The sequence below is a fragment of the Pseudomonas fluorescens genome (assembly GCF_000967965.1).
GTDB lineage: Bacteria > Pseudomonadota > Gammaproteobacteria > Pseudomonadales > Pseudomonadaceae > Aquipseudomonas > Aquipseudomonas grandcourensis.
Window position 1 is genome coordinate 19,021 of sequence record NZ_LACC01000053.1, and the last position, 18,900, is coordinate 37,920.

The 18,900-nt window shown below is 58.2% G+C and carries 12 protein-coding genes and 3 pseudogenes; 7 read left to right on the plus strand and 8 right to left on the minus strand.

Annotated elements, in window-relative coordinates; all coding sequences use genetic code 11:
* The first annotated feature begins 127 nt into the window (after positions 1 to 127).
* The gene (locus VC35_RS27765) at positions 128 to 1,387 is read left to right on the plus strand and encodes an MFS transporter (RefSeq protein ID WP_046043899.1); all 1,260 of its coding nucleotides are present in this window, start codon (positions 128 to 130) and stop codon (positions 1,385 to 1,387) included.
* Here VC35_RS27765 and VC35_RS27770 read toward each other — a convergent pair.
* Both VC35_RS27770 and VC35_RS27775 read right to left on the minus strand, forming a co-directional pair.
* Complete coding sequence (locus VC35_RS27770) at positions 1,318 to 4,224, minus strand: sensor domain-containing phosphodiesterase (protein WP_046043900.1); 2,907 nt, start codon at positions 4,222 to 4,224, stop codon at positions 1,318 to 1,320. The two genes, VC35_RS27765 and VC35_RS27770, sit on opposite strands and share 70 nt — an antisense overlap.
* 192 nt (positions 4,225 to 4,416) lie before the next feature.
* A complete protein-coding gene (locus VC35_RS27775; RefSeq protein ID WP_080925415.1) occupies positions 4,417 to 4,662 on the minus strand; it encodes a hypothetical protein in 246 nt (81 codons plus the stop codon).
* Positions 4,663 to 4,993: 331 nt separating this feature from the next.
* Here VC35_RS27775 and VC35_RS27780 point away from each other — a divergent pair, with 331 nt between their 5' ends.
* Positions 4,994 to 6,316 carry a DUF1329 domain-containing protein gene (locus VC35_RS27780; RefSeq protein WP_046043902.1) on the plus strand — a complete coding sequence of 441 codons (1,323 nt, stop codon included), beginning with the start codon at positions 4,994 to 4,996 and terminating at the stop codon, positions 6,314 to 6,316.
* Positions 6,317 to 6,358: 42 nt separating this feature from the next.
* Here the strand turns inward: VC35_RS27780 and VC35_RS29370 are convergent, their stop codons facing one another.
* Positions 6,359 to 6,520 carry a DUF2986 domain-containing protein gene (locus tag VC35_RS29370; RefSeq protein ID WP_080925416.1) on the minus strand — a complete coding sequence of 54 codons (162 nt, stop codon included), beginning with the start codon at positions 6,518 to 6,520 and terminating at the stop codon, positions 6,359 to 6,361.
* A 56-nt stretch (positions 6,521 to 6,576) separates the two neighbouring features.
* Positions 6,577 to 7,143, minus strand: coding sequence for a nucleotidyltransferase family protein (locus VC35_RS27785; RefSeq protein WP_080925417.1), 567 nt, complete (start codon positions 7,141 to 7,143; stop codon positions 6,577 to 6,579).
* 228 nt (positions 7,144 to 7,371) lie between these two features.
* Here VC35_RS27785 and VC35_RS27790 point away from each other — a divergent pair, with 228 nt between their 5' ends.
* The 3 genes and pseudogenes from VC35_RS27790 to VC35_RS30435 form a co-directional block, all read left to right on the plus strand.
* Positions 7,372 to 8,709 (plus strand): MFS transporter, encoded by a 1,338-nt coding sequence (locus VC35_RS27790; RefSeq protein ID WP_046043905.1) that lies wholly within the window; start codon positions 7,372 to 7,374, stop codon positions 8,707 to 8,709.
* Positions 8,710 to 9,024: 315 nt separating this feature from the next.
* Positions 9,025 to 9,333: pseudogene (locus VC35_RS30430) on the plus strand (PAS domain-containing protein); the annotation flags it as partial.
* A gap of 282 nt (positions 9,334 to 9,615) precedes the next feature.
* Positions 9,616 to 10,590: pseudogene (locus VC35_RS30435) on the plus strand (methyl-accepting chemotaxis protein); the annotation flags it as partial.
* 52 nt (positions 10,591 to 10,642) lie between these two features.
* Here the strand turns inward: VC35_RS30435 and rimI are convergent.
* Positions 10,643 to 11,773: a ribosomal protein S18-alanine N-acetyltransferase gene (rimI, locus tag VC35_RS27800; RefSeq protein ID WP_046043907.1), complete on the minus strand. Its 1,131-nt coding sequence runs from the start codon at positions 11,771 to 11,773 to the stop codon at positions 10,643 to 10,645.
* A gap of 92 nt (positions 11,774 to 11,865) precedes the next feature.
* On the opposite strand from rimI, the gene VC35_RS27805 reads away from it, so the two are divergent.
* Entirely contained in the window at positions 11,866 to 13,452 is a 1,587-nt protein-coding gene (locus tag VC35_RS27805; protein ID WP_046043908.1) for a RimK family protein, read from the plus strand.
* 66 nt (positions 13,453 to 13,518) lie between these two features.
* Positions 13,519 to 14,013: pseudogene (locus tag VC35_RS27810) on the plus strand (CorA family divalent cation transporter); the annotation flags it as partial.
* Positions 14,014 to 14,119: 106 nt separating this feature from the next.
* Here the strand turns inward: VC35_RS27810 and VC35_RS27815 are convergent.
* From VC35_RS27815 to potE, 3 genes are all read right to left on the minus strand, one after another.
* Entirely contained in the window at positions 14,120 to 16,021 is a 1,902-nt protein-coding gene (locus VC35_RS27815) for a potassium transporter Kup (RefSeq protein ID WP_046043910.1), read from the minus strand.
* A 367-nt stretch (positions 16,022 to 16,388) separates the two neighbouring features.
* Positions 16,389 to 17,294 carry an amino acid ABC transporter substrate-binding protein gene (locus tag VC35_RS27820; RefSeq protein WP_046043911.1) on the minus strand — a complete coding sequence of 302 codons (906 nt, stop codon included), beginning with the start codon at positions 17,292 to 17,294 and terminating at the stop codon, positions 16,389 to 16,391.
* A gap of 48 nt (positions 17,295 to 17,342) precedes the next feature.
* Positions 17,343 to 18,683: a putrescine-ornithine antiporter gene (gene potE, locus VC35_RS27825; protein WP_046043913.1), complete on the minus strand. Its 1,341-nt coding sequence runs from the start codon at positions 18,681 to 18,683 to the stop codon at positions 17,343 to 17,345.
* Positions 18,684 to 18,900: the final 217 nt, after the last annotated feature.

Genomic DNA, 18,900 nt, shown 5'->3' on the forward strand with positions numbered 1-18,900 from the left:
CCTTTTGGATAAGGACAGCCAGGTCTGTCGTCTGGCCTTGAGTAACGTGGTTGCAATTTGAAACCTGATTCGATGACAATCGAATCAAGTTGCTAATTGAAACCAGTTTAGCGCCACGGAGGCTCACATGAAAGCAGATACCGATTCAGCCACCCATCCTTTCGCCGCGCAGGCTTCGGGGCTATCTGCGCAGCTCACGTTTCTGTTTTCTGTCACCTGCGCGCTTGCCGTCGCCAACGTCTACTTCGCGCAACCCTTGCTCGACTCGATGGCCCGAAGCCTGGATGTTGCCCCATCGATGATCGGGTTTGTGGTGACGGCGACTCAAGTCGGTTACGCGTTGGGCTTGCTGTTCATCGTCCCGCTGGGCGACTTGTTGAACCGTAAAGGGCTGATCCTGACGCAAATGCTGCTGTCTGCGATTGCGCTGGCGGGCGTCGGCGCCGCACAGCAATGGCTGACCCTGTTGGGGGCCATGATCGCCGTGGGTTTGCTGGCAGTGATGGTTCAAGTACTGGTGGCCTGCACCGCCGCGCTGGCAACGCCGGCACAACGTGGCCAGGCCGTGGGGACCGTCACCAGCGGCATTGTCCTTGGCATTCTTCTGGCGCGCTTCAGCTCCGGACTGATTGCCGATCTGGCGGGCTGGCGCGCCGTGTATTTCGTTTCCTCGGGACTGATGCTGACCCTCGCGGCGGTGTTCTGGAAAGTGTTGCCTCCCGCAGTGACGCCACGCAGTCGATACACCTACCCGGCACTCATCCGTTCGCTCTTTACGCTTTTCATGACCGAACCGGTGTTGCGAACCAGGGGCCTGTTGGCCTTGCTGATCTTTGCCGCTTTTTCCGTGCTTTGGACATCCATGGTGCTGCCGTTGAGCATCCCACCGCTGTCGCTTTCACACACGGCCATCGGCTTGTTCGGCCTGGCGGGCGTCGCCGGCGCCCTTGCAGCCAGGCGATCCGGTCGCTGGGCCGACCAGGGCCTGGGGCAACGGGTCACCGGCATTTCGCTGGCGATTCTGACGCTGTCCTGGCTGCCCATCGCCTTTGCACAGTCGTCACTGATCGCACTGGTTTGTGGGGTGATTCTGCTCGACTTCGCGGTGCAAGCCGTACACGTCACCAACCAGAGCCTGATTTTCGCGGCACGGCCCGACGCGCAAAGTCGCATGGTCGGCGCCTACATGTGCTTTTACTCGGTGGGCAGCGCACTGGGTGCCGCCGCCGCGACCCAGGTGTATGCGCTATGGGGCTGGACTGCCGTCAGCGTGCTGGGCGCCTCGATCAGCGCAATTGCCCTGGTGCTGTGGTTTTGTCAGCAACCCTGGCGACCGAGCAGTGAACTGGCCAAGAGCGCCTTCAAGCTCATCGGCTTGGCAAAGTGATAACCCTGGGCCTGCCCTGCCCCCATTTCACGCAGCAACTCCAGCGTCGCTTGATCCTCGACGCCTTCGGCCACCACACTCAGGTCCAGCGATTCGGCCATCCGCACAATCGCCCGGACGATCGCGCGACTGCGGGGGCTGGTGGTCAGTTCGAAGATGAACGACTTGTCGATTTTCAAGCCGCTGAAGCGGTATTGATGCACATAGCTCAGGGATGAGAACCCTGCGCCGAAGTCATCGAGCACCACTGACATGCCGTTGTCGGCCAGTTGTTGCATGGTCTGCCGGGCAATCGCCGGTTCAGCGACCAGCGCCCCTTCGGTCAACTCCAGGCAGATTCGCGACGGCGAGACCTGGTGCTGAGCCAACAGTGCCAGCACCTCACCGGCGAATTCGGGGCGCGTCATGCTGTAGCTGGAGCAATTGACGTGCACCGGTGGCCAGTCGGCGTGTTCGGGCTGTGCGAGGATCGCGGCAATGCTGGCGAGCATGTACAGGTCCAGTCGACCGATCAGGCGCAACCCCTCGACATCCGGCAGGAATTCGCCCGGTGCAATCACCCGGCCGCCCGGCTGATGCCAACGGATCAGCGCTTCAAGAGCCAACAGTTCGCCGGTGTCGACGCTGACGATCGGCTGGAAATACGGCAGCAGTTCGTCGGTGCGTTTGAGTGCGTTGCGCAAGGCCCCTTCTCGCTCGACTTGGTCCGAGACTTCACGGCGCACTTCCTGGTTGAACACCGCGTAGCTGTCGCGCCCGGCACTCTTGACCCGGTACATCGCCGCATCGGCATCGCGCAGCAAGTCGGCGGGCTCGTGATGGAACTGATTGTCGGCGCTGACGATGCCGATACTGCAGGACGAAAAAACTTCATGGCCATTGATGAAGAACGGCAGGTCGAACGCCACCAGGATCCGTTCGGCGATTTCAATCACCACCTCCAGCGACGCCTCGGGAGCCATCACTGAAAACTCATCGCCACCCAAACGAGCCAGCATGTCGGTGTCGCGCAGGCAACCGCGCAAACGGTGGGCAGCCTGCATCAACAGCAGGTCGCCAAAATGGTGGCCGAGGCTGTCGTTGACCATCTTGAAACGGTCGAGGTCGATGAACATCACCGCCAGGTGCCCGCCTTCGCGGCCGAACCGCGACCAGGCCAGATTGAGGCGCTGCTGCAGGTAGGTGCGATTGGGTAGACCGGTCAGCGCATCGTGGGAGTTTTCGTGCTGCAACTTGGCATTGGCGTGATCGAGTTCGCGGGTGCGGCTCTGTACCCGGGCTTCGAGCTGGAGGTTGGCGGCATGAATCGCTTCGGCGGCCGTGCGTCGCGACAACGCTGTGTCGATGTGCCGCGACACGAAGGTCAGCAATTCCTGGTCGCGCAGGGTATAGCGCACCTGCGAGGTATAGCTTTGCACCGCCAGCACACCACGCACCACGTCGCCTTCGAACAAGGGGATGCCCAGCCAGGAGAAGGAGCGCACGGACTCATGGGCAATTTCGATTTCACCTTGCGCGGACAATCGCTCAGCCTCGCCGACGTCAATCAGGCAAGGGCGGCGCTGACGGATGACATACTCGGTCAAGCCCCGGCGCCCTCGACGCGCCGCCGGGCAGGTGGTCTGCCGTTCATCCACGTAATAGGGAAACGTCACTTCGCCGGTCGAGTCGTCAAACAGCGCAATGTAGAAGTTCTGCGCGAACAGCAGATCACCGACGATGCCATGCAGGGTCCGGAACAACTCGGCCATGTCACCCGGCTGGCTCGACAGTTCTGCAATCTGGAACAGCGCGCCTTGCAGATGTTCGGCACGCTCCCGGTCCGTGACTTCCTGGCGCAATGCGTCGTTGACTGCCGAAAGCTCCAGGGTGCGGCGCAACACCGTTTCTTCCAGGTCCTCCCGGTGCAGAATCCGGTCCAGCGCCATGGCCACGTGGCGGGCGACCACCAGGAACAGCGCGCGGTCTTCAGCGCTGTAGATGCGAGAAACGTCGTAGACCTGCATCGCCAGCATGCCAAACACCTCGTCCGAGGCGTTTTTCAACGGTGCGCCCATCCAGAACTCGGGCCGATCACCCACACAGTGGAAACGGTTCTCGGCCTGGGCCGCGAGAATCCCGGCGGCATCGATCAGCAACGGCTGGCCGCTGGTCAACACCTGGCCGGTCAGCGACAGGCGCTTAGGGTCAAGGTATTCGTAGTTTTCGGATTCCAGGGCATCAACGTCGATGATGTCGACGTAATACGGGTAGTCGATCTTGCCAGTGTGCGGGTTATACAACGCGAGATAGAAGTTCTCGGCATCGATCAGGCTGGCCAGCAGCCGGTGAGCCCCCACCAGGAACTCAGACCGGTCACGGGTCGAACTGGCCAGGTAGGTAATTTCATACAGTACACGCTGAGTGATCTGCGCACGGGCCAGGGTATTGGTCTGCAGTTCAATGCCCAGGCGCTGGGCAAGTTCAGCAAGCGCCGGCTCTGCGGCATCGGCGACGGGCGCGAGCAGCCAACCCAGCACACTTTCACCCCTGCCGGTGGGCCAGCGGTGCAGGTTCGAGGCCAGGCAAAAGGCTTCAAACTCGTCATTCGCAACGCTGGAAGGCCAATGTCCCCGTGGGTCACCCTGGCCAACCCGATGCATCTGTTCACCGGCGCGGTAAAACACCCACGCGGTGGTATGGGCCCAGTTGCGCGCCGAGTCCAGCAGTTGTTCGATCCTGTCGTCGTTGCCGGCGCGAGCCATGCCGACAGTATCCGGGTTCCCTGGGGGGTGAAATGCGGCAACGGCGTCATTGCTCGATTGCCGCGGGGAGCCGGTCAGTGTACGAAAACTCATCAGCGCTCCCTGAGCCAAAACTGCTGAAACTCACTGGCTGATTGCATGCAATGTGCCATTTGGCTTTCCGTTTAAAGCTTATGGCGGTTTTTTTCAATGATTTTGTTCACTTTAGTGCCAGGTATGAGACGGGCCACAAATTATTCGCGGTGTGTTGTCCAGACCTGGCTTCCATCGCTCGAAGGCAAACTATCAATCGTCGTTGTCATCGCGATCACGGTAGCGACGGTGTTCGCGATCATAGTCGCTACGATCATAGCCACGACGACCATAGTCGCGGTCATAACCTTGATCATCGTCCCCTCTCTGGTCGTAACCACGTCGATGGTCATGATCGTGATATCGGCCGTACCGCTCTCCGTCATCCCAATGCGGGCCGCAGCCTCCCAACAAGACGGCGCTGGAAATGGCCACGATCAAGATTACTGCGCGATTCATAAAAACGTCCTAAACGTCGGAGGTATGGAAGGGTCATGGCTGCTCGAAACTTTCGTCCGGGCAGTGTTCAGACATGGATATGACCATTCGGTAACCCAATGATTCCTCTGAAAAATACAAACAAGTGATGGTCACTCGACCCATCGAATGCCCGCCGAGACAGCCCGGGCCTGTCATCAATAGCCAAGGGGCTGTCGTCGAATGAAAAGCGACCCTGATACGCGGGCTATCTAATGGCAGTACTGAAAAGGTCTCTGGCGATGAGTTGACGTAAGCGACTGCTGCGCCTGAGTCACGAGTTGCCTGGTACGCCAGGCAGGAGAATAACAATATGAAATTCGTGAAAAGTCTTCTGGCTGCCGTACCCATCATGGCGCTGGGCATCGATGCCCAAGCCTATGTATCGAGCCAGGAAGCCGCCCGGCTGGGCACCAGCCTGACGTGGGTGGGAGCCGAAAAGGCCGGTAATGCCGACGGTTCCATTCCGCCCTACAGCGGTGGCCTGACCACGGCCCCATCCAGCTTCAAGACCGGCGACAGCATGCGCCCGGACCCTTTTGCGAGCGAAAGGCCGCTGCTGGTGATCAACGGCCGGAACGTCGACGCGTACAAAGGCATGCTGACCGCCACCACAGTGGCGTTGGCCAAGCGCTACCCCGACTTTCGCATCGACGTCTATCCGACCCACCGCACGGCATCGCTCCCACAGGCGATACTGGACAACAGCCGCAAGAATGCCACCAATGCCAGGTCCCTCAACGGCGGGATCGCCATCGACAATGTGATGCCAGGGGTGCCTTTCCCGATCCCGCAATCCGGCGCCGAAGCGATGTGGAATTTCCTGCTGCGCTACCAGGGCGTCAACATCCATTCCAAGTACGATTCCTGGAGCGTCGACACGGCGGGCGTACCGAGCCTGGCGGTCACTGGCGAGGCATTCATCTCCTTCCCGATCTACGAGAACCTGTCGAAGCCGTTCAACAGCTCCGACATCTACTATCAGTTGAAACTGTCCTATACCGGACCTGCGCGCCGAGCCGGCGAGTCGATCATGCTCAAGAACGCGACCAACGCAACGCAGTTCCCTGGCCGCGCCTGGCAGTACATGCCTGCCCAGCGCCGGGTCAAACAGATTTCGATCCTGGCCTACGACACCCCCAACCCCGGTACCGCCCGTGCGCTCGAACTGTACGACTGGACGCTGGTGGGCAAGCAGGAAATGATCGTGCCCTACAACACCTACAAACTCACCTACGCCCGCGCTGCCAAGTCGCTGACCACGCCCAACTTCATTGCCCCGGACTTCGTACGCTGGGAAAAGCACCGGGTCTACGTCGTGGAGGGCAACCTCAAGCCCGGGGCGAAGCACATCTACCAGAAGCGCCGCTTCTACCTGGATGAGGACACCTGGGCCGCGGTGGCCTCCGATCAGTACGACACCAGTGGCCAGTTGTACCGTGGCTCCTTCGCGTTCTTCAGCCAGAGCTACGACCAGCAGGTCCCGGACGCCACCCCTTTCATGACTTACGACCTGTCCAAAGGCACCTATAACATCAATGGCGTGGTGGGCCCGCATGGCGGCATCCACTACATCGAGCCGCTATCGACGGCGCAGTGGGTGCCAGAGTCCATGGCGGGTGCCGGTATCCGCTAGGTCCGTGGCGAAGCAATGCCTGATTTCGCGGTCCGACCTGAATCAGCTCTCAGAGGCGATGGTTGACTCGTCAGTGGTTTGTGCAGCCAGCTTCAATCGGCCCGCTTTACTGATGTAGGTCGACTTGCTTTTCGGTGCCAGTTTGGCACTGGCCTTTTTGGCCTTAGCCTTGAACAGCTGCTTTAGTTTCTTTTGACGGTTCATGTTGTTCTACTCAGCCTGTAATTCTTGAATGATATCAGCTGAGACATTTAACCGATTCAACTTTGCGGCTCCACGATCCTGAGCCAAGGCCAACGAGCCTGATAACTTTTCGCCTTCTGATCGAACAGGTCTGGCTTGGGATTTTTTGGATTGATTCGAAGCAGCCCGTGCTCTGTGTCGGCCAGGCCGTTGGGCGCATAGACCTCGCCAGTTTCGATGTCCAGGCCAATGCAGGTGCCAGCAATCAGGTAGCGATCAATTCCGTCTTTTGCCGACTGAAGCCTTGGATAATCCCCGCCAAAGCGCTGGCCGTACCACAGGTGCACGCGAGCCTGATTCTTGATCTCAATGCTCACGTCGAGGTCGCGGAACAGACGGTGACCTGATTGGATGACCTCATTCTCAGCTTCCCACGACAGGTCATCATCGAAGTAAAAGACGTCGTAGTCCTTCACGCCCCACTCTGGTGGTCGCTGTGCCTGATGATTCCATACGGCCTGGAACAGGCAACCGGCCGTGAGCATGCATTGGTTCAAACCGAGCGCAGGCAAGCGAGCGGAAATTTCTGCGTTTACCGGATTGGTCATTGCGATCCTGACCAGGCTTTCGACAGTCAATGTCATTTTCGTCCCTTCTGATTGATCTGATCCCGGCGAACGACAATACCCTCAACGCTTTTCAAATTTGCGAAAAAATCGCCCACTTCTCTCCCTCGGCCAATCTGGCGCGAATCATGCCTGATTCAACGGCATGAAGTCGGTACTGACTATGTGGGTGACACTTTTGAAGTGAACCACCTCCGGGTCAGCCCCGATAATCGGTAGCTTACTGACGAACTGTCGAGGTCAAGCATGACGAGCGCAACTATGGAACAAGTCAGCCCACAAACGCTGAGAAGAGTGATTGTGGCCGCTGGCATCGGCAATTTCGTCGAGTGGTTCGACTTTGCCGTCTACGGCTTTTTGGCCACGACCATCGCCCAGCAATTCTTCCCCAGCGGCGACGCCAGTGCCGCGCTGCTCAAGACCTTTGCGGTATTCGCCGTGGCCTTCGCGTTTCGGCCCCTTGGCGGGATTTTCTTCGGCATGCTGGGCGACAGGATCGGCCGCAAGCGCACCCTCGCGATGACCATCCTGATGATGGCCGGTGCCACGACCTTGATCGGTCTGCTGCCCACTTATGCGGCGATCGGGGTCATGGCGCCGATCCTTCTGTCCCTGATCCGTTGCGCCCAGGGCTTTTCCGCCGGGGGAGAATACGCAGGCGCCTGTGCCTACCTGATGGAGCATGCACCGAGTGATAAACGCGCCTGGTACGGCAGCTTCATTCCGGTGTCGACATTTTCCGCCTTCGCCGCCGCTGCTGTGGTGGCCTATGCGCTCGAGGCGTCATTGTCGGCCGAAGCAATGGGGAGCTGGGGTTGGCGCCTGCCGTTCCTGATTGCCGCGCCCCTGGGCCTGGTGGGCCTTTACTTGCGCTGGAAGCTCGATGAGACACCGGCATTCCAGGCGGTGACTCAGGAACATGCTGTCGCACATTCCCCTCTCAAGGAAACCTTGCGCAACCATGGTGCGGCGATCTGTTGCCTGGGCGCCTTTGTGTCACTTACGGCACTCTCGTTTTACATGTTCACCACCTACTTCGCGACCTACCTGCAAGTCGCCGGTGGCCTGAGTCGCGCAACAGCCTTGCTGGTATCGCTGATTGCATTGCTGTTCGCTGCGGCGATCTGCCCGCTTGCCGGGCTGTATTCGGACCGGGTCGGACGTCGAGTCACGGTGATGAGCGCTTGTGCGCTGTTGATCGTGGTCGTGTATCCATCGTTCCTGATGGCCAGCTCCGGGTCGTTCGCCGCGTCCATCGTCGGCGTCATGCTCCTGGCGATTGGCGCGGTGTTGTGTGGCGTGGTCACCGCGGCCTTGCTCTCGGAAACCTTCCCTACCCGTACCCGGTACACCGCCTCGGCTATCACCTACAACATGGCGTACACCCTTTTCGGCGGCACCGCGCCGCTGGTGGCAACGTGGCTGATCAGCACCACCGGCAGCAACCTGTCGCCGGCGTTCTATCTGATCGCGATTGCATTGCTCGCATTGGCGGGCGGGTTGGCATTGCCGGAGACATCAAGGATTTCCCTGCATGACGTTGCGGCGCCGGAGAAAGCCGCAGGTGTGGGCGCATCCGCCTGACAACACGAAACGAGCCGGCAGGCGTCAGGCCAATGAGGTTCCTCTCAGCGGCCTTTGACCGCGACGCTCATTCGCAACTCAAGGCCCATTCAAGTCGACGTTACGAGTGATTTCACATTGATATCGCTGTTTTGTCATGAAATGAAAAGAAATTGTCGTCGAATGAAGGGTCGATAGCCTCCCCCACCCATAAATTCCTCTTTGGGCCCGCGTGTTGAATTTCCGCGATCTGACTCCAGACCCGGCCGGCGCAATGCCTGGGCGCATTCCCGATTTATATGCTCAACATAATAATAATCCGAGGGGTCGCATTGTATGCGTGTGAATTTACCCGTAACCGAGCATGAAAGAGTTTTCCCCACCGAACAGCGATTGATCTCCACGACCGATCTGGATAGCCGAATCACCTACTGCAATGACGCCTTTGTCGCCATCAGCGGTTTCACCTACGACGAACTGGTCGGTCAGGCCCATAACCTGGTTCGACACCCCGATATGCCACCCGGGGTATTCGTGCATATGTGGCACACCATCAAGCAAGGCAAACCCTGGATGGGTATTGTGAAAAACCGCTCGAAAAATGGTGACTTCTATTGGGTCAGTGCCTACGTCACGCCCATCTATGAAAACGGACGCATGAGTGGTTACGAGTCGGTCCGCTCGGTGCCCAGCCGCGACCAGGTCCGCCGGGCATCAGCGCTCTATTCAAGGATGCGGGCCGGCAAGCCGATCGTTTCGCTGAGCGCGCGGATTTTCCGGCCGCTGCAACAGGGGTGGCCATTATTGATGGCTGGCGGGGTTTCACTGCTGGGTAGTCAGTGGCTACCGAAAACGGCGGCACAAGGGGTCCTGGTCGCGAGCCTTGGTGTTGCCTGGTACCTGATCGAGTCTCGAAATCGCCAGGCCATCGAGCGCACCCTGGCCGAGCATCCAAAAGCCTTTTCCGATCCGCTGGTCGCGCTCACCTACAGCGATAACCACGGCCCCCAAGGGCAACTGGACATGGCCATGGTCAGTGAGGAAGCGCGCCTGCAGACTGCCCTGAGCCGGCTCGTCGATGCCGGGGTCAATGTCAAGGCCAAGGCGGCGCAGTCATCCGAACTCTCAGGTTCCCAGGCGCAGTCGCTTGATCGTCAGCGCAGTGAAACCGACCAGTCTGCCGCCGCCATTTCACAGATGGCCGCCACCATTCAGGAAGTCACGCAAAACGTCATCAGCACCGCACATGCCGCGTCGGAGGCTGACCAGTTGACCCGTGACGGCAGTGAGCTGGCCCGGCAAAGCCTGAGCGCCATGAAAACCATGCACGAGGCGGTCAGCGAGATTGGCCTGGCGGTCAATGCACTGGCGAGCGAAACGCAATCGATCGGCAGTGTCGTGGATGTCATCACGTCCATTGCCGAACAGACCAACCTGCTGGCGCTCAACGCGGCCATCGAGGCGGCCCGGGCAGGTGAACAAGGACGCGGTTTTGCCGTGGTTGCCGACGAGGTCCGTTCCCTTGCACAACGCACCCGCACCTCCACCGAACAGATCCACGGCATCATTGCTTCACTGTATGACGGTGCCGATCGCGCCGTATCAACGGCCAATCGTGGCGAGCAGATTTCCCGCGAAAGCATGCAAAGTGTCGAGGCGGTTCAGTCGGCGTTGGTCGGCATCAGCCAGGCCGTCACCCGGATAACCGGCATGAGCCAGCAGATGGCCTCGGCGTCTGAAGAGCAAAGTCACGTGGCTGAAGATATCAATCAACAGATCACGCGAATTGCCCAACTGTGTGATCACAGTGCCGGGCAGGCCAAGCAAGGCGCCGCCATCAGCCAGGATCTGGAAGTCATGGCCGATTACCTGCACAGCCTGGCCGAACGTTTCAGCCGATAGCCATCAGTGCCTGTTGACCGTCTGGCATCCGGACAACAGGCAGCCATCGATTTCAATCAGTCGCAAGTGGCACTGCGTTGCTAGACTGCTCGCGTGCGTAAAGCGTCACTGAGGCGCGCAGCTTGTTGCCGCCGAAAGCACACATTTTGTCGAACGCCTTGTGACTGACGGGTAGATGCTGGCAGTCGAGTGCCTGACGGTGCTGACTGTGATCGATGTCCGGGTCATGCAGATAGACGAAGTCTTCATCGTAGTCAGTGACAATTACCCAGTGCGGCGCTTTGGAGCGAGTCAGACGGTAGCTGCTGATCAACACCAAGGGCTGACCGCCGGCCTTCAGCGTGAGAGCCAGATCCAGCTGGTTGCTGCTGACATGCTCCACGTCACTGTGTTGAAGTTCCGCGCAGAACGCTTCGTGTACCAGGCGAATGACCTCCTTTTTGTGTTCGTCGCGCACCCCGTCGAGAAATAGCGGACCGGCGATACTGACTTGCAGGCGTACTCGAAACCCTCGGCGCCAGGCCGCCAATGCCAAACCTTGGGGACTGCACCCGCCGTGCCCCGAAGTCATGAACACCGTCGTGGCTTCACGCCAGATTTGCAGCTCGTCCCGGCGCTCGACCAAGCGCTCGGGTTGCAATGCCCTCATGGCCATCAATAGGCAAGCCGGGCCGCAGGTAAACTCAGTGGTTTGTTGGTAGTAAGGCACCTGGAATTCACGGCTTTCCCGATGTTGCAGAATGCGTTTCTCCAAACGCAACGCATGCGCATGATCCTCGTAGTAGTTGTGAACCACAGCGAAGCGTCGGTAACCGTTACGCTCATAAAGACTGATAGCGACGGGATTGTCCGGGCGCACTTCCAGTCGCAGGTAGGCGCAGTCGTGAGCGCGAGCGCAATCTTCCGCCTGATCCAAAAGCTGTTTTCCAAGACCGAGGCCGCGACTGTGGGTGGCGATAGCGATTGAATACAGGCGCGCCAGAGAGGTGCCACGGTGAAACAGGACCAGACAGTAGCCCATCAGTTGACTCCCGTCTTGCGCAACGATCAGGCTGGCATGGGCTCGGCTGATCATCCACTGAAAACTGCGCGGAGTCAGTCGATCAGAGGTAAAGCATTGGTTCTCCAGTTCCAGCAGAGACTTCAGATCATCGTGTGTAGCTTTGCGAAATAACAGGCTCATAGCCCCACCGTAAAAGTTGCGTAACGAAACGAGACTTTTTAAAAGTATCGTGCTTAATAGATAAGGACTTGTTCTCCAACGGACCTTTTCATATGTCAGCGGTACAGGGTGGCTTGCGTGAAGTATCAGAGCAAAATCGGTTAACGGCAATATCAAACCTGACTTATTTACCGGAGACACCGGGAAGATCCAGCCAGGTGATCATTATTGTTGAACGAAAAGAAGACTGGGCCTCTTACTTCCCCTCGGAAGATATGATGAGTGCCCAGGAATACCTGGAACAGCCTCTTGAGATCGAAGCCGGCAAGCGCGTCCAGGTTATTAATCTTTGCCGAAGCTACAAGTATCTGGGGCACGGGTATTACTGTTCACTGCTGGCAGAAGCACGCGGCCATAAAGTTATTCCGTCCGTGCGCACTATCAGCGAACTTACCAAAAAATCACTGTATGGCCTTGCGCTGGACGATCTGGGCAAAACCCTGGACAAAGCACTGAACAACCATATTTACAGTAATACCGAAGGGTTCACGCTCACCCTGTACTTCGGTAAAACCAATCTTGAACCATTACAGGATCTGGCACGGCAAATCTTTGAACTCTTCCCATGCCCGATCCTCTTGGTAGAGTTCCGTAAAAGTAATAGTTGGCGCATCGACGGAATAAAGTCCGGTGTCTTGCAAAAGTTACGCGAAGATCAGGAAGATCAGTTTGCCAACTCGCTGGACAGTTTCAGCCGCAAGATATGGCGAATGCCACGTTCACCCCGCGTGGCCCGCTACGACCTGGCCATTCTGCATGACTCGCAAGAAGCGCTGCCGCCTTCCAATGCCAAGGCACTGGAGAATTTTATCCGGGTCGGCAAAGGCTTGGGTATTGATGTCGACCTGATCGAAAAGAAAGACTATTCACGAATCGCCGAGTATGACGCCCTGTTGATTCGCGAAACCACCAGCATGGATAACCACACCTATCTCTTCGCCAAGAAGGCGGAAAGCGAAGGTCTGGTGGTAATGGACGATCCCGCTTCAATCCTGCGCTGTACCAACAAGGTGTACCTGACTGATCTGCTCAAAAGCCACCAATTGGGTATGCCGGCAACCGAGATTCTCTACAAGGAACGACCGGAAGACTTCGAGCGAGTGGGTGAACGCCTGGGCTTTCCATTAGTGCTGAAGATTCCCGATGGCTGCTTTTCCCGGGGCGTAATCAAGGTCGAAAGCCAACAGGCACTGCTGGAAGCCACCGCTGAGCTATTCGAACACTCGGTGTTGTTGCTGGCTCAGGAGTTCTTTTACACCGAGTACGACTGGCGCATTGGCGTGCTCAACCGCAAACCGATTTTCGCCTGCCAGTACTTCATGTCCAAAGGTCACTGGCAGATCTACAACCACAAAGCCAAGGGCCAGGACATCAACGGCGAATGCCGCACACTGGCGGTTCACGAAGCTCCCCAGGCGGTGGTCGAACTCGCGGTGAAGACTGCCAACCTCATTGGTGATGGTTTGTACGGGGTCGACCTGAAACAGTCGGGGGACAAGGTGGTGGTAATCGAGGTTAACGACAACCCGAACATGGACGCGGGCATCGAAGACGCTTACTTGCAGGACGACCTGTATTGCCTGGTTCTGGAGGAGTTCATTCGCCGCCTGGAGCTGAAACGTCGTGGCCAGGCGTGGTAAACGCATGCTCCGATACCCGCTTGCGGGACACTGATTTTTCTCAATCGATAACGCCATAGGTCAGACATGATCAAGAGTTTTCAACTCGCCAATGGGACGCTGGTATCGGTTGAACACCTCGATGTCGATGTGATGTTGTTCAGCAATCCCGATGCGGCAGAACGGGACCTACTGCGCAGCGATTTCAAACTGGACGATCACGCGCTGGCTTCGGCACTGGATCCGGACGAAGTTTCACGCATCGAATTCCATCCGGATAACCTGTTCTTGATCTGGAAGCGACCGGAAAGCTACTCGGGCGGTGATAGCCTGGCCTTCGAGGTCTCGTCGTTCGGCTTGCTGTTCTCTAAATCACGCTTGCTGGTAATCGCGACTGACGATTCCCAGTTGAGTGGCCTGGGGGAACGGCACCCCTTGCACTCACCGCAGGATGTGCTGCTGGACATACTGTTCAACAACCTCCACCACTACCTGGGTCACCTCAAAGTGATCAAGATGGTGGCTCGCGAGTTGCAGCAGAAATTCAACGCCTCGATGGAGAATCGACATCTGATCCGCGTGGTTCATCCAGCATGAATGGCCCACATTGAACGCTTGAGGTGCTCGGACAGTGCGGCGGCTTTGAACTTTTCGCACCGCACCCTGCCCCCGAATACTCGATCACTCTTTACATCTCAACCTGTGTGCCCAGTTCTATCACCCGGTTCAATGGCAACTTGAAGTACCTCAGGTTGCTATTGGCGTTCTTCAGCAAAAACGCGAACAGGCCTTCTCGCCAACGGGCCATACCGATGCGCTTGGTCGGGATCACCGTTTCCCGACTGAGGAAATAGGTCGTGCGCATCGGACTGAAATCCAGCTCGGTCAAGTGACAGAGACTCAACGCCAAGGGAACATCGGGCTCCTCGATAAAACCAAAATGCAGACTGACCCGGAAGAAGCCTTCACCATAGGCTTCAACCTCGAACCGCCGTTCACCACTCACGCGAGGGCTGTCTTCAGACACCACAGTGAGCAACACCACTTGCTCATGCAAAACCTGGTTATGCAGCAGGTTGTGCAAAAGTGCATGAGGAACAGCATCGGCCCTGGCCGTCAGAAATACCGCCGTACCTTGTACGCGATGGGGAGGTTGCGTACGGATACTGCCGATGAACAACGGTAGAGGCAGTGCCGTTTCATCCAACCGCTCGACAATAATCTTCCTGCCCCGCTTCCAGGTCGTCATCAAAATGAATAGACCAATACCGGCAATCACCGGGAACGCACCGCCCTGGAAAATCTTTGGCGCATTGGCCGCGAAGTACAGGCCGTCGACCAGCAGAAAACCCAGCAACATCGGGATGGCCAACCAGCGCGGAGTTTTCCATAGCAGCAGGACAACCGCCGAGGACAAGATTGTTGTGATCAACATGGTTCCCGTCACCGCGACACCATAGGCTGCGGCCAATGCACTGGACGACTCGAAACCGATGACCAGCAGAACAACACCGACCATCAATGCCCAGTTAACCGTGCCGATGTAAATCTGTCCCTGCTCCTGACTGGAGGTGTGCTGGATAAACATACGAGGGATATAACCCAGCTGAATAGCCTGGTGAGTCAGGGAGAAAGCACCGGAAATCACCGCTTGAGAAGCGATGATGGTCGCCAGTGTGGAGAGCGCGACCATCGGCAGCAGTGCCCAATCAGGCGCCAGCAGATAGAACGGGTTGCGCACAGCCTCCGGGTCTCCCAGGATCAACGCGCCCTGGCCAAAGTAATTGAGCACCAAACCGGGCAGTACGAGCATGAACCACGCACGAGAGATCGGTTTGCGGCCAAAGTGGCCCATGTCGGCATACAGTGCTTCAGCACCGGTTAGTGCCAACACGACAGCGCCCAGAATCGCCACACCGATTCCCGGATGAACGATAAAAAAATGCGCCCCCCAGTATGGATTGAGCGCTTGCAATACTTCCGGCCGCTGCAAAATCCCGTAGATCCCCAGTGCACCCAGCACGACAAACCACAGCACCATCACGGGGCCGAACAAGATACCGATGCGAGCCGTACCGTGCTTCTGTATCAAGAACAACGCCACCAGCACGATCACTGACAAGGGCACAACCCAGTGCTCGATCCCGTCAAACGCCAGCTGTAGCCCTTCAACCGCAGAGAGCACCGAAATAGCCGGGGTAATCATGCTGTCCCCGTAAAAAAGTGCCGCACCAAACAGGCCAAGCAGCACCAGTACCTTGCTCAAGTGCGGATAAGGTGCTGCCGCGCGGCGGGCTAACGCCGTCAACGCCATTATGCCGCCTTCGCCCTGATTGTTGGCCCGCAGGATAAACAACACGTATTTGATCGAGACCACCCAGATCAACGACCAAAAGATCAACGACAGAATGCCTAGCACCCCGTCGTGATTTACCTGAACGCCGTAGTGGCCGGAAAAGACTTCTTTCAGCGTGTAGAGGGGGCTGGTGCCAATGTCCCCGTAAACCACTCCAGCGGCGGCGACGAGCAAGCCCACTCCTGACGTTTTGGATTGGGTATCTGCATGTGCACTGGTCACTGTTTTACTCAAGGGTCGCTTCTCTCAAATTGCGGTGGAGGAAGTTCATGCCATCCTTGGGCAATACATTGCCAGCATCATTAGAAATGCAGGCGCATGGACGGTCAAAAAAATCGCGGCCAGTATCGTTGCGGACAAAACCGCCTACCGTAAAGAATGCGTAAAAATTAAACGGTGAGCGGACTCGCGAAGAAGTCGGCCGCCAGTGGCCCGATGACGCGTGCGAATGCGCGCGCTCTGGATTGTGCCGTGGCGGGCATCGCGGTAACGGGTTGGGCGCAGGCTCAGTTGGTGCAATCCCTTCATTCAATCTCTGCATTTATCAAGACACTGCCCATGAAAAAGGCCTCCCGCAGGCGGCCTTTGATTCACAATGGCATCAGGGCAATGCATAGACCCTGAACAGTCTTTTCACGGCAAGGTTGCTCCCGCCCAGATACTGGTCGTAGGCCTTTTCTATGAAGCCCGAGTGATAGGCTTCACTCAGGGCCATATCGACCAGCAATCGGAAGTCTTCGTCGTTGCGTTCCACGATCATCGCCACCGGCGAGTACTCGAAGATGCGGTCCAGGAGCATCAGGTTCTTGGCCGCGCCCTCCTTGGCGACTTCGTTGCGCAGCAGCATGCGTTCGGAGAAGAAGGCATCGGCCTTGCCCTCGGCGACCAGCTTGATGCCCTCGTCGTTGTTGGCCACGGTCACCAGCGAGGCAATCACATTGAGCATGCGCATCTGCTCGCGAATCCAGTCTTCGGTCACGCCCCCCTCCAGGGTCGCGTAGGTTTGGTTGGCCAGACCGTTGTTGATGCTGGCACGCCAGGTCGGACCGGTATTGGCGACCTTGCCATTGAGCACATTGAGCAGCGGTTCGCGAGCATCGTTGCGCACCACGACCGAGAGGCCAGCGGTATAGATCGGTATGGAGTAACTGATCATCTTGCGCCGTTCCAGGGTGGGCGGTGTCGGCGTGCAGAGGATATCGACTTTACCCTGGCTCACGGCGTTGACCTCGTCCGAAATCTTGACGGGCTGGTAGCGCACTTGCAGGTCAGGCAGACCCAGTTCGCTCTTGAGCTTGTCGGCGACTTTCAGGCAAAGGTCGATGGCATAACCGCTGGCCTTGTCGCCCTCCTGTTTGCTGAAAGGGGCCAGGTCAGGCAGGTAGCCCAGGGTAAAGGTGTGGCTGCTGCGTACCCGTTCAAGGGTGTTGGCGCCGGCCACTAGCGGCAGCGTCGAGAGTGCGAAGGCAAGCAGCAGTCTGGTGGTTGTGGCAAATGGTACGTTCATGTCCGGTTTCCCCGTATGCAGATGTCTGTGCAGTCCTGTTGGCCACGCCTAAGGGTTTGCGGCCCTGGCCTGGTTGGCCGCTGGCGCGTCGGTGAAGCGCTTGGCGAGGAATCCATAGAGCAGGTAGCCGAAAGCGAGCACCAGGGTGCCGCCCATCACTGCGTCCTTGCCGCAGGCATACAGGGCGTACAAGGAGTACGTGACTGCAATCAGCAAGACCACCACGTTACGCGTGTGAATCGCTGACGAGACCCCGGCCTTGTGCATGATCACCAGCAGGCCCGTCAGCGCAGTGATATAGGGGATGAGGTTGGTGACTGCCGCCAGGCTGACCAGCTTGCTGAACTGCGCGGCGGCATCGGGCGAGATGGTCGACAGGGCCATGAGGGTCTGCAGCACGCCGCAGACAATCATGCCGATGACGGGCGCATTCATGGAGTTGACCTTGCTGAACAGCTTGAGGAACAGGTTCTGGTCAGCCGTCATCTTGGCCGTTTGCGCCAGGGTAAATTGCCAGCCCAGCAGCGAGCCGACGCAGGCCATGACCGCCAGGGCCATGACGATATTGCCGACCATCGGGCTGAAAATCGTGGCGTAGACCAATGCGAAGGGCGCCGAGGATTTGGCCAGTTCCGCGTTAGGAATGATGCCCTGGATGACAGTGGTCGACAGCACATAGACCACGGCGGCCCCCAGGGTGCCGAACAGGCAGGCCAGCGGCACGTTGCGCTTGGGGTCTTCCACGGCATCGGTGGCCTGGGCCGCCGACTCCATGCCCAGGAAGGCCCACAGGGTCAGGGGTATGGCTTTGCCAATGGCTTCGGAGATCGCCACGCTGTGCGGATTCCAGGCGGCGGCCAGCACATCAGGCTTGAACCAGAACCAGCCGATGATGCTCAGGCCCGCGACCGGAATGATCACGCCCCACACCGTGAACGCACCGATCTTGCCGGTGATGCTAGGGCCACCGAAGTTGGCGAAGGTGGTCAGCCAGATCAGCCCGATCGTGCCGACACACAGTGGAATCGCACCTGTGCCCAGCCAGGGCACGAAGGCGGTCATGTAGCCCACCGCCGAAATGGCCACGGCCACGTTGGCGATCGCCAGTGACAGGAAGTACAGGTACGAGCAGAGAAAAAAACCCGACTTTGAATGGGCTTCTTCGGTGTAGGCGGACAAGCCGCCGGAGCGTGAGCAGAAGACCCCGCACTGGGCAAAGCAGTAGGCGATGGCCATCGAACCGATCGCCGTGAAGATCCATGACAGCAGCGAGACGGCGCCCAGTTGAGCCATGTTGGTGGGCAACATGATGATGCCAGAGCCCATCATGTTGACCGTTACCAGCGTCGTGAGCCCCATCAGGCCCATTTTCTTGCTTGAATCAGCCATCGCAAACTCCTTGCCTTTTGCAGAGTTTTGAACCTGGGTCTGGCGACGTACAGCACGCGGCCGGACAGGGGCTAACGCTTACTGCTTGACCACATGAACCTTGTAGGTTGAACGCTTCTGACCCGTGCAGCATCAGGCCTTGATCACGTACCCATACGCCCGGGTACGCCCGCCTTCCTGCTTCAGGTACACCCCTTGCAACTCCGGCGTGAAGCCG